The sequence below is a fragment of the Nonomuraea monospora genome (genome assembly GCF_039531895.1).
In the GTDB taxonomy this organism is placed as follows: domain Bacteria; phylum Actinomycetota; class Actinomycetes; order Streptosporangiales; family Streptosporangiaceae; genus Nonomuraea; species Nonomuraea monospora.
In genome coordinates, this window is record NZ_BAAAQX010000008.1 from 249,702 (window position 1) to 271,818 (window position 22,117).

23 protein-coding genes are annotated in these 22,117 nt (G+C 72.1%); 16 read left to right on the forward strand and 7 right to left on the reverse strand.

Annotated elements, in window-relative coordinates; genetic code table 11:
• Positions 1–62: 62 nt before the first annotated feature.
• Positions 63–248, forward strand: coding sequence for a hypothetical protein (locus ABD331_RS18260; protein WP_344476171.1), 186 nt, complete (start codon positions 63–65; stop codon positions 246–248).
• 184 nt (positions 249–432) lie between these two features.
• On the opposite strand, the gene ABD331_RS18265 is transcribed toward ABD331_RS18260, so the two are convergent.
• Positions 433–2,679, reverse strand: coding sequence for an ATP-binding cassette domain-containing protein (locus ABD331_RS18265; RefSeq protein ID WP_344476173.1), 2,247 nt, complete (start codon positions 2,677–2,679; stop codon positions 433–435).
• 85 nt (positions 2,680–2,764) lie between these two features.
• On the opposite strand from ABD331_RS18265, the gene ABD331_RS18270 reads away from it, so the two are divergent.
• Positions 2,765–3,019 (forward strand): helix-turn-helix domain-containing protein, encoded by a 255-nt coding sequence (locus ABD331_RS18270; RefSeq protein ID WP_344476175.1) that lies wholly within the window; start codon positions 2,765–2,767, stop codon positions 3,017–3,019.
• Between the two features lie 24 nt (positions 3,020–3,043).
• On the opposite strand, the gene ABD331_RS18275 is transcribed toward ABD331_RS18270, so the two are convergent.
• Positions 3,044–3,997, reverse strand: coding sequence for a radical SAM protein (locus tag ABD331_RS18275; protein ID WP_344476178.1), 954 nt, complete (start codon positions 3,995–3,997; stop codon positions 3,044–3,046).
• A gap of 144 nt (positions 3,998–4,141) precedes the next feature.
• Between ABD331_RS18275 and ABD331_RS18280 the strand changes: the two genes are divergently transcribed.
• The 4 genes from ABD331_RS18280 to ABD331_RS18295 are packed head-to-tail and all read left to right on the forward strand — an operon-like array spanning position 4,142 to position 5,755.
• Positions 4,142–4,465, forward strand: a complete 324-nt coding sequence (locus ABD331_RS18280) for a DMT family transporter (RefSeq protein WP_344476180.1) — start codon at positions 4,142–4,144, stop codon at positions 4,463–4,465.
• On the forward strand, positions 4,462–5,070 hold the full coding sequence (locus ABD331_RS18285) for a TetR/AcrR family transcriptional regulator (protein ID WP_344476182.1): 609 nt from the start codon (positions 4,462–4,464) through the stop codon (positions 5,068–5,070). Before ABD331_RS18280 ends, ABD331_RS18285 begins: the two co-directional genes overlap by 4 nt.
• Positions 5,067–5,369 (forward strand): DUF952 domain-containing protein, encoded by a 303-nt coding sequence (locus tag ABD331_RS18290; RefSeq protein ID WP_344476184.1) that lies wholly within the window; start codon positions 5,067–5,069, stop codon positions 5,367–5,369. The genes ABD331_RS18285 and ABD331_RS18290 overlap by 4 nt, the downstream gene beginning before the upstream one ends.
• A complete protein-coding gene (locus ABD331_RS18295) occupies positions 5,369–5,755 on the forward strand; it encodes a nuclear transport factor 2 family protein (protein ID WP_344476186.1) in 387 nt (128 codons plus the stop codon). Before ABD331_RS18290 ends, ABD331_RS18295 begins: the two co-directional genes overlap by 1 nt.
• On the opposite strand, the gene ABD331_RS18300 is transcribed toward ABD331_RS18295, so the two are convergent.
• Positions 5,752–6,051 (reverse strand): hypothetical protein, encoded by a 300-nt coding sequence (locus ABD331_RS18300; RefSeq protein ID WP_344476188.1) that lies wholly within the window; start codon positions 6,049–6,051, stop codon positions 5,752–5,754. The genes ABD331_RS18295 and ABD331_RS18300 overlap by 4 nt on opposite strands.
• 317 nt (positions 6,052–6,368) lie before the next feature.
• Here ABD331_RS18300 and ABD331_RS18305 point away from each other — a divergent pair, with 317 nt between their 5' ends.
• From ABD331_RS18305 to ABD331_RS18325, 5 genes are all read left to right on the forward strand, one after another.
• Complete coding sequence (locus ABD331_RS18305) at positions 6,369–6,623, forward strand: hypothetical protein (RefSeq protein ID WP_148443419.1); 255 nt, start codon at positions 6,369–6,371, stop codon at positions 6,621–6,623.
• Between the two features lie 95 nt (positions 6,624–6,718).
• Positions 6,719–7,963, forward strand: coding sequence for a cytochrome P450 (locus ABD331_RS18310; RefSeq protein ID WP_344476497.1), 1,245 nt, complete (start codon positions 6,719–6,721; stop codon positions 7,961–7,963).
• A gap of 561 nt (positions 7,964–8,524) precedes the next feature.
• Positions 8,525–10,249, forward strand: a complete 1,725-nt coding sequence (locus ABD331_RS18315; RefSeq protein ID WP_344476191.1) for an enoyl-CoA hydratase-related protein — start codon at positions 8,525–8,527, stop codon at positions 10,247–10,249.
• Between the two features lie 34 nt (positions 10,250–10,283).
• Entirely contained in the window at positions 10,284–11,795 is a 1,512-nt protein-coding gene (locus tag ABD331_RS18320) for a helix-turn-helix domain-containing protein (RefSeq protein WP_344476499.1), read from the forward strand.
• A 206-nt stretch (positions 11,796–12,001) separates the two neighbouring features.
• Complete coding sequence (locus ABD331_RS18325) at positions 12,002–13,051, forward strand: tyrosine-type recombinase/integrase (RefSeq protein ID WP_344476193.1); 1,050 nt, start codon at positions 12,002–12,004, stop codon at positions 13,049–13,051.
• 125 nt (positions 13,052–13,176) lie between these two features.
• On the opposite strand, the gene ABD331_RS18330 is transcribed toward ABD331_RS18325, so the two are convergent.
• Together ABD331_RS18330 and ABD331_RS18335 are read right to left on the reverse strand one after the other, a co-directional pair.
• Positions 13,177–13,968 carry an ArsR/SmtB family transcription factor gene (locus tag ABD331_RS18330; protein WP_344476195.1) on the reverse strand — a complete coding sequence of 264 codons (792 nt, stop codon included), beginning with the start codon at positions 13,966–13,968 and terminating at the stop codon, positions 13,177–13,179.
• Between the two features lie 115 nt (positions 13,969–14,083).
• Entirely contained in the window at positions 14,084–15,361 is a 1,278-nt protein-coding gene (locus ABD331_RS18335; RefSeq protein ID WP_344476197.1) for an erythromycin esterase family protein, read from the reverse strand.
• A 113-nt stretch (positions 15,362–15,474) separates the two neighbouring features.
• On the opposite strand from ABD331_RS18335, the gene ABD331_RS18340 reads away from it, so the two are divergent.
• Positions 15,475–16,056 (forward strand): TetR/AcrR family transcriptional regulator, encoded by a 582-nt coding sequence (locus ABD331_RS18340; RefSeq protein ID WP_344476199.1) that lies wholly within the window; start codon positions 15,475–15,477, stop codon positions 16,054–16,056.
• A 61-nt stretch (positions 16,057–16,117) separates the two neighbouring features.
• Here the strand turns inward: ABD331_RS18340 and ABD331_RS18345 are convergent, their stop codons facing one another.
• On the reverse strand, positions 16,118–17,335 hold the full coding sequence (locus ABD331_RS18345) for an MFS transporter (protein ID WP_344476201.1): 1,218 nt from the start codon (positions 17,333–17,335) through the stop codon (positions 16,118–16,120).
• A 342-nt stretch (positions 17,336–17,677) separates the two neighbouring features.
• Here ABD331_RS18345 and ABD331_RS18350 point away from each other — a divergent pair, with 342 nt between their 5' ends.
• On the forward strand, positions 17,678–19,012 hold the full coding sequence (locus tag ABD331_RS18350) for a DNA-3-methyladenine glycosylase 2 family protein (protein WP_344476202.1): 1,335 nt from the start codon (positions 17,678–17,680) through the stop codon (positions 19,010–19,012).
• A gap of 109 nt (positions 19,013–19,121) precedes the next feature.
• Here ABD331_RS18350 and ABD331_RS18355 read toward each other — a convergent pair whose 3' ends face one another.
• The gene (locus ABD331_RS18355) at positions 19,122–19,682 is read right to left on the reverse strand and encodes a TetR/AcrR family transcriptional regulator (protein ID WP_344476204.1); all 561 of its coding nucleotides are present in this window, start codon (positions 19,680–19,682) and stop codon (positions 19,122–19,124) included.
• 104 nt (positions 19,683–19,786) lie between these two features.
• On the opposite strand from ABD331_RS18355, the gene ABD331_RS18360 reads away from it, so the two are divergent.
• From ABD331_RS18360 to ABD331_RS18370, 3 genes are all read left to right on the forward strand, one after another.
• On the forward strand, positions 19,787–20,197 hold the full coding sequence (locus ABD331_RS18360; protein WP_344476206.1) for a DoxX family protein: 411 nt from the start codon (positions 19,787–19,789) through the stop codon (positions 20,195–20,197).
• A 97-nt stretch (positions 20,198–20,294) separates the two neighbouring features.
• Positions 20,295–21,260 (forward strand): hypothetical protein, encoded by a 966-nt coding sequence (locus ABD331_RS18365; protein ID WP_344476208.1) that lies wholly within the window; start codon positions 20,295–20,297, stop codon positions 21,258–21,260.
• 3 nt (positions 21,261–21,263) lie between these two features.
• The gene (locus ABD331_RS18370; RefSeq protein WP_344476210.1) at positions 21,264–22,094 is read left to right on the forward strand and encodes a hypothetical protein; all 831 of its coding nucleotides are present in this window, start codon (positions 21,264–21,266) and stop codon (positions 22,092–22,094) included.
• Positions 22,095–22,117 lie beyond the last annotated feature (23 nt).

Genomic DNA, 22,117 nt, shown 5'->3' on the forward strand with positions numbered 1-22,117 from the left:
ACGATCCGGAAGCGCGGTCATGGCGACCTCGAAGCGACTGGAGTTGCGCCTCATGTTAGGACGTGGAACGGCCGCGGCGGTGCTCGCTGATCGGCGGCGCGCGCGTGGTGGGCGCCGGCCCGCCGGGCGAGTGGACGGGCGCGGGGATCGCCGCCCTCCCCGAAGCCGTGATCGTGGCCGTCCCCGTGGGCCGGCCGATGCGCGGCGGCGCGTCCTGCCTGTACGAGGTCCGGGATGCGGGTTATTAGCGGGATCCGGCCGTCCGGCATCGCGCCGCGCGGTGGCGGTGAGGCCCTCAGGTCCGCAACGGCGGCGCGCACACAACGGCGCCACGGCCGTGTCAGCGGCCCGGAGCCAGGAGCGGTGCGGCCCGCAGGGCGGGGCTGTCTGGCTCGATCACGGGTTATTACCCGGCCCCCGGTGAACGGGGACTCAGGCGAGCGCGGCTTTCAGATGGGCGCCGGTGACCGATCCCGGCGCGCCGAGAAGATCTTCCGGCGGCCCTTCGAACAGGATCCGGCCGCCGTGTTTCCCGCCGCCCGGCCCGAGGTCGATCACCCAGTCGGCGTGTTTGACGACGTCGAGGTGGTGCTCGATGACGATGACGGTGTTGCCGCCGTCCACGAGCCGGTCCAGGAGCGTCAGGAGCGTGCCGACGTCGGACAGGTGCAGCCCGGTGGTGGGTTCGTCCAGGACGTGGACGGCGCCGGTGCGTGACAGTTCGCCGGCGAGTTTCATGCGTTGCAGTTCCCCGCCGGACAGGCTGCTGGTGGGCTGGCCGAGGGTGAGGTAGCCGAGGCCGACGTCGTTCAGGGTGCGGACGCGGGCGGCCACGGCGGGTTCGGTGAAGAACGCTGCGGCTTGTTCGGCGGTGAGGGCGAGCACGTCGACGATGCTCAGGCCGCGCAGCCGGTGGGTGAGCGCTTCGGGCCGGTAGCGGGTGCCGCCGCACATCTCGCACACGGCGGTGACGGGGTCCATGAACGCCAGATCGGTGTGGATGAGGCCGCGGCCTTCGCAGCGGGGGCAGGCGCCGTCGGAGTTGTGGCTGAACAGCGCGGCGGGGGCGCCGCAGGTGCGGGCGAACAGGCGGCGGATGGGGTCCAGGACGCCGAGGTAGGAGGCGGGGCTGGAGCGGGCCGAGGTGCCGGGGGCGTCCTGGCCGACGACGAGGACGCCGGGGTGCTGGGCGGGCAGGATCCGGGTGAACAGGGTGGACTTGCCGGATCCGGCGACGCCGGTGACGCAGGTGAGCACGCCGGTGGGGACGGCGACGCCGACGTCGCGCAGGTTGTGCAGGGTGGCGGGGGCGATGGTGAGCCGTCCGGCGGGGCGGCGCGGCCGGGTGTTGAGCGGGGTGCGGCGGCGCAGGGCCTGGCCGGTGCGGGTGGCGGAGGCGGTGAGCTGTTCGACGCTGCCGGTGAAGACGATCTCGCCGCCGTGCTCGCCCGCGCCGGGGCCGAGGTCGATGACGTGGTCGGCGACGGCGATGACGTCGGGGTCGTGCTCGACGACGAGCACGGTGTTGCCCTTGTCGCGCAGGGCCAGCAGGAGCCGGTTGAGGCGGCCGACGTCGCTGGGGTGCAGTCCGGCGCTGGGCTCGTCGAACACGTACGTCATGCCGGTCAGGGCGGAGCCGAGGTGGCGGACGGTCTTGAGGCGTTGCGCCTCGCCGCCGGAGACGGTGGAGGTCTCCCGGTTCAGGGTGAGGTAGCCGAGCCCGATGTCGTCGAGGCGGCGCAGCGCCTTGACGGCGGCGTCGGCGACGGGGTTGGCGAGTGCTGCCAGGACGGTGATGAGGTCGGTGATCTCCATGGCGGCGTGGTCGGCGATGGAGTGGGGGCCGATCCGGGTGGCCAGGGCGGCGGCGTTGAGGCGGGCGCCGCCGCACTGGGGGCAGACGCCTTCGGTGACGAGGTCCTGGACGGCGGCGCGGGTGCGTCCGGACAGGGCAGAGGTGTCGCGTTTGAGGTAGAGGCGGGTGAAGCGGTCGGCGACGCCTTCGTAGGCGACCTTGTTGAGGGTGCCGTTCTTGCCGTGGACGTTCACGGTGAAGCCTGCGCCGTGCAGGAGGAGGTGGCGTTCTTCGGGGGTGTAGTCGCCTACGGGTTTGGCGGGGTCGAAGGTGCCGGAGCGGGCGTAGATCTGCCACTGCCAGGTGCCGGCGCCGAACAGGGGGAAGCGGATGGCGCCGTCGTCGAGGCTGAGCCGGTCGTCGATGAGGGCGGCGGTGTCGAGGCGGACGGCGCGGCCGAGGCCGTCGCAGCCGGGGCACATGCCGGTGGGGTCGTTGAAGGAGTAGGCGAAGGAGTAGCCGGCGCTGGGGGTGCCGTAGCGGGAGAACAGGACGCGCAGGATCGGCATGATGTCGGTCATGGTGCCGACGGTGGAGCGGGCGTTGCCGCCGACGGGCCGCTGGTCGACGACGATGGCGGCGCCGAGGTTGTCGATGGTCTCGACGTCGGGCTTGTCGCAGGCGGGCAGCCGGTTGCGGATGAAGGCGGTGTAGGTCTCGTTGAGCTGGCGCTGGGATTCGGCGGCGACGGTGTCGAAGACGATGGAGGACTTGCCGGAGCCGGACACGCCGGTGAAGACGACGAGGCGGTTCTTGGGGATGCGCAGGCTGACGTTCTTGAGGTTGTTGACGCGCGCGCCGGTGATCACGATGCTGTCGTCCATGCCGCCACGCTACCGTATGGTGTACGGCACAGTGTACGGTTGACCGCCCGGCCGTCTTCTGCGCGGCCCGGTATACAGTGGGGGCATGGTGCGACCCCCGCTAACCCCCGAGGAGCGGCTCCGCGGCGAGCAGCTCGGCCAGGTGCTGCGCGAGGCGCGCGGCGAGCGCAGCATCGTCGAGGTGGCCGCGTGCGCCGGCATGTCCGCCGAGACCCTCCGCAAGATCGAGACCGGGCGGATCGCGACGCCGGCGTTCTTCACGATCGCGGCGCTGGCCGACGTGCTCGGCATCTCCCTCGACCGTCTCGCCGTCCGCTCCGCACCCGCGCCCACCCCGTAGCGGGCTTCACGTACGAGGCGGGGCTCACACCAGCGCCAGCTGGGCCGCCCGGGGCTCGCCCCGGGCCGCCTCCGGCGCGCCGCACTCCATCCCGTACACCCGGCACAACTGCGCGATCTGCCCCGTGATCCGCCCCTCGTACGCCTCCGGCGGCAGCCCCGCCCGGTCGTACAGCTCCTCGTAGCGCTCCACGAGGTGGGGATGCGCCTGCCCCAGCCATTCGGCGTACCATTCGCGCGTGCCCGGCGGCAGGCGCAGCACCATGGGCTCCACCCGCCGCACCCCGGCCGCCGCGATGCGCCGCACGGTGGCGGCGAGCTGGTCGGCGGCGTCGCTGAGCAGCGGCAGCACCGGCGCCATCAGCACCCGGCAGTCCACCCCCGCCTCCACCAGCGCCGAGACCAGCTCCAGCCGCGCCTGCGCCGAGGGGGCGCCCGGCTCGACCGCGCGCCGGATCCGCTCGTCGACGAACGCGATGGAGATCGCCACCCGCGCCCCCGCCCGCGCCAGCAGTTGCGCGTCGCGCAGCACGAGGGGGCCCTTGGTGTAGACGGTGAACGGGGTGCCCGCCGCGGTGAGGGCGGCGATGACGTGCGGCATCAGCCGGTAGGTGTCCTCCGCCTGCTGGTAGCAGTCGCCGGACAGGCCCACCGCCAGCTCGCTGCCGTCCCAGCGGGCCAGCTCGGCGCGCAGCCGCTCGGCGACGTTCGGGCGGACGACGACGCGGGTGTCGAAGTCACGCCCCATGTCCAGGCCGAGCCGCCGGTGCGCGGCACGGGCGCCGCAGCCGCGGCAGGCATGGGCGCAGCCACGGTAGGGGGAGACGGCCCACTGCTGGGCGATGCCCGCGGCCTGCGGCACCCGTTCGATCACGGTGCGGGCCTGCAGCTCGTAGAAGCCGTCGCGCAGCACCGCGCGCCGCTCGATCAGCGGGCGATCGTCGGCGGCGTCGACCAGCGGTAGCGCGTCCCAAGCCACACCCTCCAGTGGAACACGTATTCGACTCGGTTTTCAAGCGGTTCCGCGCAACCCGCCGGGCACCCCGCGGAAACAGCGGGGGAGAGGCACCCCTAAAATCAGGACACCCGTACCACTTTCTCGCACCCCCGGAGACCACCACCCATGGCCTGGATCCTGCTCGCCCTCGCCATCGCCAGCGAAGTGCTCGCCACCACCGCGCTCAAACTCAGCGACGGCTTCTCCCACCTCGGCTGGAGCATCGTCGTCGCCGCCGGCTACCTCACCTCCTTCGCGCTGCTCGCCCGCGTCCTGAAACTCCAGCTCGACATGGGCACCGCCTACGCCGTCTGGTCCGGCGCCGGCACCGCCGCCATCGCCCTCATCGGGGCGGCGTTCATGGGGGAGACCCTCACCGCGTACAAGATCGGCGGTATCCTGCTCATCATCGGCGGCGTCGTCCTCCTCAACCTCGCAGGTGGCCATTGAACCCACACCTGAGCAACCACAACAGCACCCCCAACCAGCAGCCCACCCAGCAGCCCAGTCAGGAACGCAGCCGCCGCCGGCGCACCACCCTGCTCAACGCCGCCGTCGGCCTGCTGACCGAGGGCGGCTTCAACGCCGTCACCCACCGCGCCGTCGCCCAGCGCGCCCACCTGCCGCTGGCCGCCACCACCTACTACTTCGCCTCCCGCGACCAGCTCCTCGCAGAAGCGTTCGCCCAGCTCGTGGAGACCGAGCTGGCCACCACCCGCGACTGGGTCACCCACCACGGCCTGACCGGCCTCACCGACCAGGTCGCCACCGCCGACCGCACCCGCCAGCTCGGCCTGTGGGAGCTGTACGTCCACGCCGGCCGCGACCCCGTCCTGCAGCACATCGCCCGCCGCTGGACCGACGGCTGCGTCCGCCTCGTCGCCGACACCCTCGGCCTGCCCGAGACCGACCCCCGCGTCCGGCTCCTCTACACCACCGTCTCGACCCTGTGGCTCGAGCACGTCGTCGAACAACGCCCCCTCGACGAGGCCCGCGCCCTGCTCACCCTCGCCCTGACCCACGCCACCCGAAGCACCCCGGGAAGGAACCCATGAGCGGCCTCATCCACCACCTCGCCCTGCGCGCCGACTGGGAGAGCGCGCAAAAAGCGGGGGAGTACCGCGTCTCCACCCTCGGCCGCACCCTCGAACAAGAGGGATTCATCCACTGCAGCCGCGACCAGGCCCAGCTCGACGGCGTCCACACCGCCTACTACAGCCACCTCGCCGAGCCGCTGCTCGTCCTCGACATCGACCCCGCGGGCCTCGACGTCCGCGTCGAGAACGGCTTCCCCCACCTGTACGGGCCGCTGCCCATCACCGCGGTCACCGCCACCCGCCCCTACACCCGCTGATGGACGCCCGGCAGGCCGCCCAGCGCTTCGCCGACACCTGGCAGGACGGCTGGACCCGCCACGACGCCGCCGCCATCACCGCCCTCTACCGCGACGACGCCGTCCACACCAGCATGCCCTTCCGCCCGCCGCACCGCGGCAGACAGGCCATCGCCGACTACATCACCTGGTCCTTCACCGGCGAGAGCAACCCCGACGTCACCTTCGGCCCGCCCTTGGTCGACGGCGACCAGGCCGCCATCGAGTTCCGCGTCCGCGCCTGCGACAACGGACGCCCCGTCACCCTGGCAGGCTGCGTCTTCGCCCAGTTCGACACCGACGGCCTCGCCGTACGGACCCGCGACTACTGGCACACCACCGACGGCCACCACCCGGCAGATGGCTAACGCACCACCCGCAGCGCCGCACGCCCCGCGCCCTGCGCGGGACCCGGCACCGGAGCAGGGGAGGGGAGCCCCTGCGGACGCGCCATCTGCTGCGTCTGCTGCTGCTGTTCCTGCCTCTGGACCTGCGCCTGCCTCTGGGCCTGCTGCTGCTCCATCTCGGCGCGCCGCTCGGCGCACCCGCCCGCGCAGTACCCGTTCGTCACGATCAGCCGCCCCCGCGACGCGGTGTACGACTCCTTACCGGACGCGGGCAGAACCCCCTGACACACCGGACATAACACCGACTCGTTCCCCACGTGCTGCTCCTCTCGCGGCGCGAATAGCAGGAGCTCCACCCTAAAACCAGTCGTCCCGCCAAGGACAGGGAATCAACGAAAAGTCAACTTACCCGTCAGCGGCCCCGACAGGCCCGCCACCAGAGCCGATGACACCGCGTAACCCCCGCTCAGCCGCCCTCCCGCACCCCACCGGCACCCCGCGCAACCCCCGCCCCAGCCGCCAAAAAATCTTCACCAGGGGGAGCCCCGATCACCTCTACTTGACATAATGTTCATTATCGAGCAACCGTGGAAGGGGCCGCATAAACCACCCGCACCCGGGAAGACGCCCCACCATGCCCCCACTGGAGATCGCCACACCCAGCGTCATCGCCCTCACCGCCGTCGTCACCGCCGCCGCCATCTGGCTCATCATCCTGGCCGCCCGCCTCACCAGAAACCCGCGCAACCGGCCCGGCGTCAGCGTCGACCTCGTCGACCAGGCCCGCGAACTCAAAGCACTCGGCCAGATCCAGGAAGCCGTCTTCCTCGTCCGCGGCGAAACCGGCATGAGCCAGCGCGCCGCCGCACGCTTCGTCAACCGGTTATAACACCCAGTGACAAGCACCGCATACACCTGCCTCCACACGGGAACACCAACCCCTGGCCCCACCCACCCACGGCGCAGGGAGGCAAACCCGTGCCCATGACCCTCACCCAGGCAGGCCACGCCCTGGCCACCCCCGCCACCTACACCGACGAAAACCACCTCCACACCGCCCTGACCCTCCTGCGCCACCACGAACCCGTCCACCACGTCGACAAACCCGGCTACACCCCCTTCTGGGCCCTGACCCGCCACCACGACATCCTCACCGTCGAACGCGACCACACCCTCTGGCTCAACGCCCCCCGCCCCGTCCTGCGCACCACCGCCCTCGACCACGCCCTGCACACCCGCCGCACCCAGGGCAACGCCCTCACCAGCCTCGTCCACCTCGACGAACCCGACCACCGCCGCCTGCGCGCCGTCGCAGCCGACCACTTCCGCCCCGCCGCCATGCGCACCCTGCACACCCGCATCCGCCACCTGGCCCGCCACCACGTCGACCTCATGGCCGAACACGGCACCACCTGCGACTTCGCCCGCGACATCGCCGCCGGCTACCCCCTGCACGTCATCCTCACCCTCCTCGGCCTGCCCGCATCCGACTTCCCCCGCATGCTGCATCTCACCCGGCAGCTTTTCGGCCACGACGACGAGGACACCGGACGCGGCACCGGCACCCCCGGCGACCACACCGGCGTCCTGGAAGACCTCTTCGCCTCCTTCCACCACCTCACCGCCTCCCGCCGCGCCCACCCCACCGGCGACCTCGCCTCCCGCATCGCCAACGCCCGCATCGGCGGGCAACTCCTCGACGAGGGCACCGCCGCCTCCTACTACGTCCTCATCGCCACCGCCGGACACGACACCACCAGCTCCACCATCGCCGGCGGCCTCGAAGCGCTCCTGCGCCACCCCGCCCAGCTCCAGCGGCTGCGCGACGACCCGGCCCTGCTGCCGTCCGCCGTCGAGGAGATGATCCGCTGGGTCAGCCCCGTCAAGTCGTTCATGCGCACCGCCGCCGCCGACACCAGCGTGCGCGGCGTCCCGATCGGCAAGGGCGAGTCGGTGCTGCTGTCCTACCCGTCGGCCAACCGCGACGAGGACGTGTTCGGCGAGCCGTTCACCTTCGACGCCGGGCGGGAGCCGAACCGGCATCTGGCGTTCGGGTTCGGGGTGCACTTCTGCCTGGGCGCGGCGCTGGCGCGGATGCAGGCGGCGGCGTTGTTCGAAGAGCTGCTGCCCCGGCTGGCGCGGGTGGAGCTGGACGGTGAGCCGGCGTGGACGGCGACGACGTTCGTGGGCGGGTTGAAGCGGCTGCCGATCCGCTACTCCCTCACGTGACCGGTCCTTGACGGGAAATATGCCTAACCGAACAGAAGGTGGATTCTGTCTGGTATAGGCAATAACGTCACTTTACCTACCTGGAGTCCGGTTCTGCGGGAGCGGTCACGTGGCGGGACGGCGGGTTTGGATCGCCGTGGCGGCGGGTTGCGCCAAGGGGCCGTCGCGCAGTCCTGCCCTGGCCGTGACCTGCGGACGGGCGCTGTGGGGCGATGCTGGGGGTGTCGGCGGAACGGTGTGCGTGGTGGCGCGGCTTCCGGCCAGCCGGGGCCGGGTCATCGCACGGGGGTCCGGGTTGCCTCCCTCGCCCGGACCCCCTCTCCCCCACCCCTGACAGGATCTTTTCGGGCAAAGCGGGTCAATTGGGGCTGGTCAGAGCGGTTTTTTGCGGTGAATGGTCACCAAGAGTGGAAGTTTCGTGTCAGCATCGAGGGATGTATGGGTGTTATGGGACTTCCGTAAATGGCTGTGACGCGTGGGTGTGCCCGTTGCCCAGCCGGTAGTCCCCCGCCCCGTTCTCTTCTGATGCCGTCCTCTCCCCCGCTCGAAAGAAGTGTCGCGTTGCGTATCCTGCTGCTCTGCTCCTCCTTCAACGGCCTGACCCAGCGCGCGTGGCTGGAGCTGCGCCGCGCCGGTCACGAGGTTTCGGTCGAGCTGGCCCTGTCGGCGGAGGTCATGGTGGAGGCGGCCGAGCTGGCCAAGCCGGACCTGATCATCTGCCCGTTCCTGAAGGAGCGGGTGCCGTCGGCGTTGTGGCGGGCGCACCGCACCGTGATCATCCACCCGGGGCCGCCCGGTGACCGGGGGCCGTCCTCGCTTGACTGGGCGATCGCCGACGGTGAGACGGAGTGGGGGGTGACGGCGCTGCAGGCGGTCGAGGAGATGGACGCGGGGCCGATCTGGGGGTTCCGGACGTTCGCGATGCCGGCGGAGGCGCCGCGCAAGTCGGCGCTGTACAACGGGCCGGTGGCGCAGGCGGCGGCGGAGCTGGTGGTGGAGGTGGCGGTGAAGGCGGGTGACGCGTCGTTCACGCCGGCGCCGCTGGACTACCGGGCGCCGGAGGTGCGGGGGCGGTTGCGGCGGGCGATGCGGCACTCCGACCGGGAGTTGTCGTGGTCGGAGCCGACGGAGGAGATTCTGCGGCGGGTGCGGGCGGCCGACGGGGCTCCGGGCGGGCGGGCGTCGTTGTGTGATCTGCCGGTGCGGGTGTTCGACGTGTACCGGGGTCCGGATCTGGCGGATGCGCCCGGGGTGGCGGGGCAGGTGCCGGGGCGGGTGGTGGCGCGGCGTGAGGGTGCGGTGCTGGTGGGCACCGGGGACGGGTCGGTGTGGGTGGGTCATCTGCGGCTGGAGCAGGAGGGGGCGGTGAAGCTGCCGGCGGCGATGGTGCTGGGTGATCTGGTGGCGGAGGTGCCGCAGCGGTCGGGGTACAGCGAGATCACCTATGACCGCAGTGAGGGGGTGGGGGTGGTGAGTTTCGACTTCTACAACGGGGCGATGTCGACGGAGCAGTGCCGGCGGCTGGCCTCGGCGTTGCGGTACGCGGTGGCGCAGGACACGCGGGTGCTGGTGGTGCGGGGTGGTGAGGTGTTCTCCAACGGCATTCATCTGAACGTGATCGAGGCGGCGCGGCACGCGGAGCTGGAGGCGTGGATGAACATCAACGCGATGAACGCGGTGTGCCGGGAGATCGTGGACTGCACGAGCCAGCTGGTGGTGACGTCGATCGGGGGGAACGCGGGTGCGGGCGGGGTGATGATGGGTCTGGGCGCCGATCGGGTGATCGTGCGGGATTCGGTGGTGCTGAATCCGCATTACCGGACGATGGGGTTGTTCGGCAGTGAGTACTGGACGTATGTGCTGCCGCGGCGGGTGGGTGCGGAGCACGCGCGGCGGCTGACGCAGGAGGCGTTGCCGGTGGGGGCGGCCGAGGCGGTGGAGTGCGGGCTGGCGGACAAGGCGTTGCCGGGGTCGCGGCTGGACTTCGAGCGGCGGGTGCTGGAGTACGCGGAGCGGCTGGCGGCGGATCCGGGTTACGATCGGTTGCTGGCGGGCAGGCGGCAGGTTCGTGAGGTCGATGAGCGGCGTAAGCCGCTGGATGCTTACCGGGCCGAGGAGCTTGCGGAGATGAGCCGTGACATGTTCGACGACCGCAGCGGGTTCCGGCTGGTGCGGCGGGAGTTCGTGCGGAAGGTGAAGGCGGCCTCGACGCCGGAGCGGCTGGCGCGGCATCGGGAGTTGTCCGGCGCGTCGGCGGGGTCCGGCGCTGCTGCATCTCATATGTGAGATATGGTTGCGTGTTGTGGCAGATGATTATCTTGTGCGGATCGGCCGGCTGATCCGGGACGCTCGGCAGCATCGTGGATGGACACAGCTGCAGCTGGCCGATGCGCTGGCGACGAGTCAGAGTGCGGTCAACCGCATCGAGCGCGGCAACCAGAACATCAGTCTTGAGATGATCGCGCGGATCGGTGAGGCGCTCGACAGTGAGATCGTCTCGCTCGGTTACGCGGGGCCGATGCATCTGCGGGTGGTGGGCGGTCGCCGGCTTTCGGGCAGCATCGACGTCAAGACGTCGAAGAACGCGTGTGTGGCGCTGCTGTGCGCGTCGCTGCTGAACTCGGGGCGCACCATCTTGCGGAAGGTGGCGCGGATCGAGGAGGTGTACCGGATCCTGGAGGTGCTGGCCTCCATCGGGGTGCGGGCGCGGTGGATCAACGAGGGCAGCGATCTGGAGATCGTGCCGCCGTCCCGGCTGGAGCTGGAGGCGATGGACACCGAGGCGGCGCGCAGGACCAGGAGCGTGATCATGTTCCTGGGTCCGCTGATGCACCGCACGGATCAGTTCCAGATCCCGTACGCGGGCGGCTGCGACCTGGGCACCCGTACGGTGCAGCCGCACATGTCGGCGCTGCGGCACTTCGGGCTGGACATCACGGCGACGGGCGGGTTCTACCACGCGCGGGTGGACCGGGAGGTGTCTCCGTCGCGGCCGATCGTGCTGACCGAGCGGGGCGACACCGTCACGGAGAACGCGTTGCTGGCGGCGGCGCGGCACGACGGGGTGACGGTGATCCGCAACGCCTCGTCCAACTACATGGTGCAGGACCTGTGCTTCTTCCTGGAGCAGCTCGGGGTGCGGGTGGAGGGCATCGGGACGACGACGCTGACCGTGCACGGGCTGGCGGAGATCGAGCGGGACGTCGACTACTCCCCTTCCGAAGATCCGGTGGAGGCGATGAGCCTGCTGGCGGCGGCGGTGGTGACGTCGTCGGAGCTGACGATCTGCAGGGTTCCGGTGGAGTTCCTGGAGATCGAGCTGGCGGTGCTGGAGGAGATGGGGCTGGATCACGACCGGGGGCGGGAGTATCCGGCGGCGAACGGGCGGACGCGGCTGGTGGATCTGACGGTGCGGCCGTCGAAGCTGGTCTCCCCCATCGACAAGATCCATCCGATGCCGTTCCCGGGGCTGAACATCGACAACGTGCCGTTCTTCGCGGCGATCGCGGCCGCGGCGCAGGGGTCGACGCTGATCCACGACTGGGTGTACGACAACCGGGCGATCTACCTGACGGAGCTGACGCGGCTGGGGGCTTCGGTGAAGCTGCTGGATCCGCATCGGGTGCTGGTGGAGGGGCCGACGCGGTGGCGCAGCGCGGAGATGATGTGCCCGCCGGCGTTGCGGCCTGCGGTGGTGGTGCTGCTGGCGATGATGGCGGCCGAGGGGACGTCGGTGCTGCGTAACGTTTACGTGATCAACCGGGGGTATGAGGATCTGGCCGAGCGGTTGAACGCGCTGGGGGCGCGCATCGAGACCTTCCGCGACATCTGACCCTCTGCCGGTTTCGGCCGGTCGGTGTTTTGACCAGCCGGGTTGCTGATCGGGTTATCGTCGGCCGGTTTTCGTCGGCCGGTTTTCGTCGGGCGGGTTTTTGTCGGTGCGGGCCGCTACCGTCGTTGCAGGGCCGTTGCGTGCGGTTGGCGTCGCATGCTGGGGCGTGCTGGGGTCGTTGCGTGCGGTGAGGGAAGGGGCGGCGGGTGCGGCCTGCGGAGCTGGACCGGGTGACGGTGGCGGAGGCGGCGGACCGGTATGTGGAGCTGGTGCGGGCCAAGACCCTGACGGGCGCGCTGTCGCCGGCGACCGCGGAGGTGTACGCGCGGGATGTGGCGACGCTGGTGGAGCTGGCCGGTGAGCAGGTGGTGCTCGACGACCTGACCGGTGCGGACGTGGACGCGATCCTGCTGGCGTTCGCCCGCAAACCGGACGGCCGCTCCTCCCCCACCGCCTCCTCCCCCAGCAGGGAAGCCGGGGAACGCGCGGGCCAGTCGCCGTCGTCGCAGGCGCGTTTCCGGCGTTCCATCTCGGCGTTGTTCAAGCACGCGGCGCTGGCGGGCTGGGTGCAGCTCAACCCGATGACGGCCTCCACGGTGACGGCGCGCGAACGGGGCGGGTTGCGTGCCGAACGGCGGGCGCTGACGCGTGAGCAGGCGCAGGGGCTGATCGGCGCGGCCCAGACGCTCCCGGAGGCTCCGGCGCGGGCGGGCAAGCGGCGCGATCAGCGTACGGAGGCGCGGGACGCGGTGATCGTGCTGCTGCTGGCGACGGTGGGGCCGCGGGTCTCGGAGCTGGTGCGGGCGAACGTCGAGGACTTCTTCACCAACGACGGCGTGCGTTACTGGCGGATCTTCGGCAAGGGCGGCCGTACGCGGGACGTGCCGTTGCCGGACGACGTGGCGCGGGTGTTGCAGGCCTACCTGGAGCGGGGCCGTCCGGAGATGGCGGGCGCGGCGGGTGAGAAGGCGCTGCTGCTGTCGTGGCGGGGGCGGCGGCTGGCGCGGGGGGACGTGCAGGCGGTGATCGACCGGGTGCAGCGGGCGGTGGACCCGGATCAGCGGCGGTCGGTGACGCCGCACGGGCTGCGGCACACGACGGCGACGCATCTGCTGGCGGACGCGGTGGACATGGACGCGGTGCGGCGGGTGCTGGGGCACAGCGATCTGTCGACGCTGGGGCGGTATCGGGATGAGCTGCCGGGTGAGCTGGAGGTGGCGATGCGTTCGCATCCGCTGCTGCGCGGCCGTCCCTGAAGAAAGCCACTGAAGAACGCCACTGAAGAACGCCCTGTCGGCCCCCCGCGCCCCCGCCACTTGGGGGCAGCCGTCCCAGAACCGTCGCCGGCCGCGCGGCCCGGCACCTCACCGCGCCGGGCGGGTCACCCGTCCTCGGGCAGCGGCTCGCCCGTCTCCAGCAGCGTCTTCAGGCTCGCCACCACGTTCGGCCAGCCGTGACTGACCATCTCCGCCAGCGCCGACCCGGGTTCGAACCCGTCGTGCACCACGGTGAGCTTCACGACCTGCCCGCTGTCCTCGATCGTGAAGGTGACCTTCGAGCGGGCCTCCCCCGCCAGCCTGGTGAGCGTCTCCTCGTCCCAGCCGAAGCGCTTGGCGAGCTCCGGGGTGATGGCGTGCCAGGTGTAGGAGAGCCGGGTGTAGGGCTCGGCCTCCAGGACGACCTGCTCGGGGTCGTCGATCAGCACGCCGTGGTTGTCCCAGGTCATCGGTGAGCCGGCGGTCCAGTCGGTGGTGAATGCGGTGGCCCAGTAGCGGCGGGTGAAGGCGGGCTCGGTGAGCGCCTGCCAGAGCTTCTGCGGGGTGGTGCGGATGTAGGTGGTGTAGACGAAGGTGGGCGCGTCCATGGGGGTCTCCTCCAGGGCGAGTTTCAGGTCGGCCAGGGCTTGGACTCTGGCCTGGTCGTAGCGGCTGATCCAGCGGTGGGCGATCTCGTGCACGGGTGCGGCGTTGAGGTAGTGCAGCTTCTCCCTGCCTCGCCGTACGGTGGTGACGAGCCCGGCCTCCTCCAGCACGGTGAGGTGCTTGCTGACGGACTGCCTGGTCATGTCGAGCCCTGCGCACAGCTCGCGGAGCGTCTGGCCGTTGCGGGTGTTGAGCGAGTCGAGCAGTGCGCGTCGGCTCGGGTCGGCCAGTGCCTTGAACACTTCGTCCATGCCCGTCCTCGTGCCCGGTTGCCTGCCTGTCGATATGCAGCCTTTTGGCTGCCTTTAATTTAGGCAACCGTCTGGTTGCCTGTCAAGGCGCCGAACTGAGGGCTGATCGGCGGCGTCAGGTGTCGAGGTGGTGGGCGACGGTGGAGGACGGGGTGTGCAGGATGCCGTCGAAGGCGTCCAGGACCGGGGTGTGCAGGAAGGTGCTCTGCAGCCGGATGCGGCCGGGAGCGGCGGCGGTGGGCGCCTGGCGCAGGCCCGCGAGGCTGAGGCCGAGGCCCGCCTCGACGAAGGCGGCCTCGACGCTGCCGGGCTCGGGCGGCGCCAGCGGCGTGTCGGCGGTGGTGAAGCCGAAGCGTGCCTGCTCGTCGCGGATCATCTCGGCGGTGTGCCCGCCGCCGCTGGTCAGGCCGAGGGCGAAGTAGGACGGGCCGAGGACGGAGCGCAGGTACCGGCCCATCGGCAGGCCGGTGAGGTGGCCGCCGAAGGAGATGGGCGCCGTCTGGATGTGGGCGTTGTGGGCGGCCAGGACGATCCGGGCGCCCGGCTGTGAGCGTTCCAGGTGCCACAGGACCGATCGGGCCATGAACAGGTCGCGGGCCGAGGTGTCGGCGGTCAGCCCGTCGCCCGCGTAGAGGCCGGCCATGGCGCGGAAGCCGTAGTCGGCCTGGCAGGCGCCCTCCAGGCGGTGCAGGGCGACGTCGTAGGCGTGCCAGCCGCCGCGGGAGACGTACAGGGGTTCGACGGCGCGCATGCGGATGAGCAGGCGGGCCAGGGTGGCGGTGAGGACGTCCTGGTCGGCGGCGGGCAGGCGGGCCCAGGCGGGGGCGGCCGAGGAGGCGGAGGCGCCGGCGAAGCGGGCGGCGAGGCCCATCGCCGTCTCGACGGCCGGGAGGGTTTCGGGGTCGATCTCCCTGAGGTAGCCGGCGAGCGGGGTCAGGGCGGGCAGGAGGGAGCCGCCGGCCGCCGGGACGTCGATGCCGGCGAACCGCACCGGCTGCGCGGCCGTGGCGTTGTGGCGGCGCATCCAGTGCAGCGGCTCCTCCAGGCCGAGGGGGACGGCGGTGGCCAGATGGGTGCGCAGGTCGTCGCCGGTGCCGTCGCCCTGGGCCCAGACGTCCAGGGGGAAGCCCTCGCTGAAGCCGTACTCGAAGGCCAGGACGGTGAAGCCGCAGCGTTCGGCCAGGAAGCGCAGGATGCGTCCGCGCAGGCTGATGAACTCCTGGATGAAGTGGGAGTGCTCGCCGATCGCGACGACGCGGGCGTCGCCGATGAGGTCGCGCAGCGGTTCGAGGTCGTCGAGGGGGGCGTCGGGGTCGAGGTGGGTGAGGGGGATGGCGTGGTCGCGCAGCCAGGTGGTGAACGGTGGCGTGTCACGGCTGGTGGTGGGGGTCATGAGAGGTCTCTTTTCGGTTATCGGTACGGCACGTGCCGTACCGATAGGAGATGATGGCTTCGCCGGGGAACGATGTCAAGCACGGCACGTGCCGTACCGATAAGGTGGCGTGCATGAGCGACACACCCCGTCGGCGCGGCGCCGACCGGACCGAGGCCATCATGCGGACCACGCTGGAGCTGGGCCAGGAGATCGGCTACGCCAGACTGAGCATCGAGGCGGTCGCCGCCCGCGCCGGAGCCGGGAAGCACACCATCTACCGGCGGTGGCCGTCCAAGGGCGCGCTGCTGCTGGACTCGCTGCTGTCGCTGAACGAGGCCAGCCTGGACTACCCCGACACCGGGGACGTCGCCGCCGACCTGCGCGTGCAGATCCACGCCGCCGTCGATCTGCTGGCCGGGCCGCCCTTCGGGCCGCTGTTCCAGGCGCTGATCGGTGAGGCCCAGTACGAGCCGCAGGTCGCCGCCGCGCTCAACGAGCGGTTCATCGTGCCGCAGGCGGACAAGACCGTCGCCCGGTTGAGGGCGGCCCGGGATCAGGGGCAGTTGTCGCCGCAGTTCGATCTGGAGCTGGCGATGGCGATCCTTTCCGGGCCGCTGTACTTCCAGTTGCTGATCACGCAGCGGCCTCTCACCCACGAGTACGTGGACAGAGTTCTCGACGCGCTGTTCGCCGGGATGACGCCCAGGCCGTAGCAGGGGCGCGGGGGGTGAGCGGGGAAGGCCGACGCCAGGTGATCGTGGGGTCGCCGGAGGCCTATGGGGCGTTGTGCAGGCTCGGGGTCAGGAAGCGGCGGCCGGTGAGCAGGGCCAGGGCGGGAAGGCCGGACAGGGCGGCCATGAGGGCGGCCGCCGCGACCAGGCGGCCGTCCAGCAGCAGCGGGGTGGCCAGCGCCGTACCGGCCGGCGGGGTGGCCTGCATGAGGGTGCGCAGCAGCGCGAACCCGCGCCCGCGCAGCCGAGGCGGGATCAGCCGCATCCGCAGCGACTGCGCCCACACCGTCATGGGCGCGCTGAACAGCCCCACGAGCAGGAACCCGACATACGGGGCGACCGCCACCACCGCGAACGACGCCGCCGCCAGGAGCTGCACCACGGCGATGGCGACCAGCCTGCGCGCGGCCGTCCTGGCACCGGACAGGACGGAACCCGCCAGCACAGAGCCCGCCAGGACGGAACCCGCCAGTTCACCGGCCGCCAGGGCCGCCAGCAGCAGCCCCAGCGCCTGCGCTCCCCCGTCCAGGTGCGTCTTGGCCAGCCACGGGCCGGTCACCGTCAGCATCCCGGCCGCGACGTTGAAGGCCATGAACGCCACGGTCGTCGCCACCAGCACCCGATCACGCAGCAGCGAGAACAGCGCCCCCGCCGGCACGCCGCCGGCATCGGTCGCGGGAGCCGGTGGAAGGGGACGCCGCACGGCCAGCGCCGCCACCGCGAACAGCACGTACGTGACCGCGTCGAACACCAGCACGCTCATCGAGCCGAACCAGCCGATGAGCAGCCCCCCGAGCGCCGGCCCCGCCATCCCCGCGACACTGAAGCTGATCGACTCCAGCGCGTTGGCCGCGTCCTGGTCGCGGGGCGGCACGAGGTCGGGGATGGCGGCGGGGAAACCGGCCAGCGGCACCATCTTCAGCAGCCCGTGGATCGCGGCCACGACGAACGGCAGCGCGTGCGGGACGCCCCCGAACGCGGCGGTCAGCGGGAGCGCGGCCATCGCGGCGCCGCGCACCAGGCTGTCGGCCGCCAGCACGTACCGTTTGTCGAACCGGTCCAGCAGCGGCCCCGTCAGCAGCCCGCCGGCGAAGACGGGCAAGGTGTAGCACATGGCCAGCAGTCCGAGGCTCTGGGTGCCGCCGGGCTGGTCCAGGACGAGCCAGGTCAGGGCGACGAACGTCATGCCGTCGCCGATGAGTGACAGCGACGACCCCAGCCACAGCAGGCGGAAGTCGGCGCTGGTCCGTAGAACACGCATGCGGGAAAGGCTGGCCGACGCAGGGCCGCCGTGTCTGGCGGGCATCGGCCGCCCACCCTCTGGCGACCGCGGCTCGGGCGGGCACGGTGCAGCCGTCGCGCGGTCGGGTGCCTGGGCGGTCGGGTGCCTGGGCGGTCTCCAGGACGAACTCACCGCACACCGGCACCGGGCGGAGGCGGGGCGGCTGGTCGTCAGCGCCGCCGCGCAAACCAGGGGCGGCGGCAGAGGCGGCGGCCGGGCATTGTCCTGGGAGGGCGCCGGCGGACGGGAAAAGCATGCAGGGGAGGGTCGGTGTCCGATGCCCGCCAGAGCCGCGCCACCCCGGCGTGCCACCCTGGGACGGTGACAGTGCCGGAGGAGGTCGCCCAGGCGGCGATGGAGAGCCGAGACCCCCGCTTCGACGGCTGGTTCTACGTCGCCGTGACCACCACCGGCATCTACTGCCGCCCGAGCTGCCCGGCCGTCATGCCCAAACCCGCGAACATGCGCCTGTACCCGAGCGCGGCGGCGGCCCAGGTGAACGGGTTCCGGGCATGCAGGCGGTGCCGGCCGGAGGTGTCGCCGGGCTCCCCGGAGTGGAACACGCGCGCCGACATCGTGGGCCGCGCCATGCGGCTGATCGCCGACGGCGTCGTGGACCGTGAAGGGGTGACGGGCCTGGCCGCCCGCCTGGGCTACAGCGTGCGGCAGGTGCACCGCCAGCTCGTGGCCGAGGTCGGCGCGGGGCCGCAGGCGCTGGCCAGGGCGCAGCGGGTGCAGACGGCGCGGCTGCTGCTGGAGAACACCTCGCTGCCGGTCGCCGACGTCGCGTTCGCGGCGGGCTTCGCCAGCATCCGCCAGTTCAACGAGACGGTGCGGCAGTTGTGCGGCGTCACGCCGACCCGGCTGCGCGGCGAACCGGCGGGCGGACCAGGGGGCGGACCGGGGGCGGTCGTGCTGCGCCTGGCCTACCGGCCGCCGCTGGACGTGGCGGGGCCGCTGTCCTACCTGGGGGCGCGCGCCGTGGAGGGGATCGAGGACTACGACGGCGTCACCTACCGCCGTTCCCTGTCCCTGCCGCACGGGACCGGGGTGGCGGCGCTGCGCGACGGAGGCGGGCACGTGGCGTGCGAGCTGCACCTGGACGACCTGCGCGACCTGCCGGCGGCGGTGCAGCGCTGCCGCCGCATGCTGGACCTGGACGCCGACCGCGAAGCCATCGCCCAGGCGTTGCCGCCGTGGGCGGCCACGTCCGTCCCCGGCCACCCGGACCCGGGCGAGCTGGTGGTGCGGGCGGTGCTCGGGCGTCGGCGCAGGGACGCCCGCCGGCGGCTGGCCGCGCTGGTGCGCGAGCGCGGCAAGCCGCTGACGGCGCCGGTGGGGCGGGTCACGCACGTGTTCCCGCCGTCCTGCCCCGGGCTGGATCGTGAGGCCGGACGGCAGGAGGCTCGGGAGCGGCTGCTGGCGATGCCCGGGGTGGGGGCGTGGACGGCCGGGTACGTGCTCATGCGCGCTTACGGCGATCCGGACGTGTTCGTCGCCGACCTGCGAGCCCGGCGGGCCCTGCACCGGGTCTGCCGGGGCGGGGGCGATCCGGAGCGGTGGCGGCCGTGGCGCTCGTACGCGACCTTCGGGCTGTGGGCGCAGGAACGGAACGCGACCTACGAGCCGTCAGGCACAGGGACGGGACAAGACTGACGGGCCGTCAGGCACAGGGGCGGAACGAGACTGACGGGCCGTCAGCAGGGCCGCGACCTCCGAGTCCTGAGGGCAGGAGCGGGGCCGCGACCCAAGGCGCGCGCCCCCCTCAGCCTTCCTGCGGGGAGGGGATGACCCGATCGACGAGGTCCTCGACGAAGGCCCTGGACGGCGGCCGCCCCTGGAACACCCCCCGCACCAGCACCCCGCCCACCAGCATGGCCAGCGACGGCTGCACGTCCCCGGCCGGCAGATGGGCGCGCAGCACCGCCTCCAGCGCCCGGGTGCCCGCCTCGTAGAGCTGCTGCCGCAGCTCGTCCACCACCGGATCGCTCCCGGACCGCTCGAACACGCCGCCCAGGACCCGGTCGAGATGCCCGTCGGCGAGATCTCCCGCGAAGTCCGTCAGCCCGGCGATCAGGTCGGCCCGCAGGTCACCGGTGGGCGCCGGGTGGTCCACTTCGTCGCAGATCCGCCCGACCGAGGCCCGTACCAGGTCCAGGCGGGTCGGCCAGTGCGCGTAGACGGTCACCTTGGAGTAGCCGGAGCGGCGCGCGACCTCCGCGTGGGTGACGGCGTTCCACCCTTCCTCCAGGAAGAGCCGCGTCGCGGCCTCGACGACGTCGCGGCGCGTGCGCAGGACTCTGGGGTCGACGTCCTCCTGCTCCATGCCGATCGATCCTATCCGCCTGCCACACCCCACGGAAACTTCTGAACGCCTTGTACAGTACTTTCCACTCCATTAGGTTGAGTGCATTCGAGAAGGAGGGCTTCATGACCACCACAACCCCGCGAAACCGTTCGAAAGGGCTCAACGCCGGCCTCTGGACCGCCCAGGGCCTGCTGACGCTCGCCTTCGCCGGCGGCGGCATCTGGAAACTGGCCACCCCCAGAGCGCAGCTCGCCGAGATCTTCCCCTGGGTCGGGGACACGCCCCCGGCCCTGCTCTACGTGACCTCCGTGTTCGACATCCTGGGCGGGATCGGCGTGCTGCTGCCCGCGCTGACCCGCGTCAAGCCGTGGCTGACCCCGCTGGCGGCGCTCGGCTGCGCCGCGCTGCAGGTGTCGGCGATCGTCTTCCACCTCTCGCGCGGGGAGAGCGGCGTCGCGTTCAACGTCGTGCTCCTCGCGCTCGCGCTCTTCGTCGCCTGGGGCCGCCACCGCAAGGCGCCGATCACTGCTTGAGGCGCGGCACGCCGACTGCAAGCGGAGTGCAAGCGCCGCACCCGATGATCTCGCCGAGAAGATCGCCGTGCCCGGCGACGCGTAGATCAGGAACGACATGACAGGCGAACCTCGCTCCCGTGCGGACGGCACCCCGGACGTCCTCGTCCTCGACCCGGACCTGCCAGAGGCGCACCGCCGGGCGATGGCCGCCCATCCCGCCCTCCTGCCCCCGCCGCCCCGGCCCGCGTGGGGCGGCCGGACCGGCGGTGACGTGCTGGCGGCGCTGACGGTCTCGGCCCTGGCCGGTTTCCTGCCGCTCGTCCTGGCGCTGGCGCGCCGTGGCCGCCGCCCGGTGCTCGTCTGCGCGGCGGCGCTGCTGCAGGCGGCGACGGCGGGCGTGTGGATCGGGTACGGGTTCGCGGCGTTCTTCCTGTCCTGCCTGGCCGTGCAGGCGATCGCGGCCGTGACGCTGCTGGCCCTGGCGGGCGAGTCGCCGGTGGCCGCCTACGGCCGCCGCCACACCGGCCGGTACGTGCACGCCCGCATGCTGGAGCCGGTGGACGCCGCGCTGCTGGAGCGCACCGCGCAGGCGACCGGCGTCGTGCTCGGCTCGCCGCTCGACGCCGACGGGCTGCTCGACAGCGTCGCCAACCGCGTCACCCTGCCCCGCCAGGCGTGGGAGATCGCCGGGACGCTGACCGAGCTGACCCGGCTGCGCCGCGAGCAGGACGCGGCCCGCTCCGGGCGCGTCACCGAACGCATCTCCGCCGTGCTGGCCTCCCAGCAGGAGGCGCTGACGGTCGCCACCCGGGCGCTGGCCCGCCGGATCGCGGCGCTGGAGGAGTACGCGCGGCGCACCGAGGAGGCGCAGGCCGTCTACGCCGAGTGGCGGACCTTGCAGGACCTGGCCGAGGACGGCGACGCCTACCGCGAGCTGCTGTCCAGGACGGTGCGCGACCCCCTGGCGGCCGACGAGGTCGGCCTGCTGTCCGAACGTGCGATCCACCTGCGGGAGGCGCTGCGCGACAGCGTGGAGCAAGCCCGTCAGGCCGGTTCCGGCCTGCTGTCCGAGGAGGGCTGAGCCATGCCCGCGACCTCTGAGCGGATGCGCGGCCTGCTGGCGCCGTTGCCCGGCTGGGTCCGCCTGCTGGGCGCCGCCGCGCTCGTCGCCGAACTCGTCGCCAGCCTCAACCTGGCCACCGGCACCGGGAGCACGGCCGCCGCGCCCGTACCGACACCCACGCCTCCCACCCCGGTGACGCCCGAACCCGCCCCCACGCCCACCACTCCGACACCAACACCGACACCGACGCCGACGCCTTCGAGCGGGCTCGTCGTCACCAGGATCGAGGAGGGGACGGTCGTCACGCTGCCCCGCTGGCCGGGCAAGGGCTCGCAAACGATCGGCAGGATGACCGACCCCAGGACGGGCCTGTCGTTCGCCGAGCTGGGCGCGCCCTGGCGGCGCAGCCGTCCCCTCGGCGACGGCCCGGTCAAGGACGGCCGCTACAACCTGCGCCAGACGTTCGCGACCGAGACCTACGGGCCGGACGCCGACCGGCAGTGGTGGGCGGACCTGGACTCCCAGCACCTGTGGTCCGACCTCGACGCCGGCGACAGCCTCTACGACGCCGCCCGCGCGATGCTGGACCACAAGCAGGAGGGCTCGTTCCCGGCCGGCACGACGGGCCGCGACCTGGCCTCCCAGCCCGTCCGCCAGGGCTGGCTGCTGGCCAGGATGATGCGGATGCCGCCGAGCCCGGACGGGCGCGAGGCCGGGCAGGAGCTGTCCGTCGCGATCGCCGTGGACACCGGCCGCAAGCGGCCGGCCGTCCTGTGGATCACCATCCCCGACACCCACCGGCGGCTGTGGCCCGACGTGCACACCGTGGTGAGGTCACTCAAGGTGACCTGAGACGAGGGCGGGGCGGCGGCGGG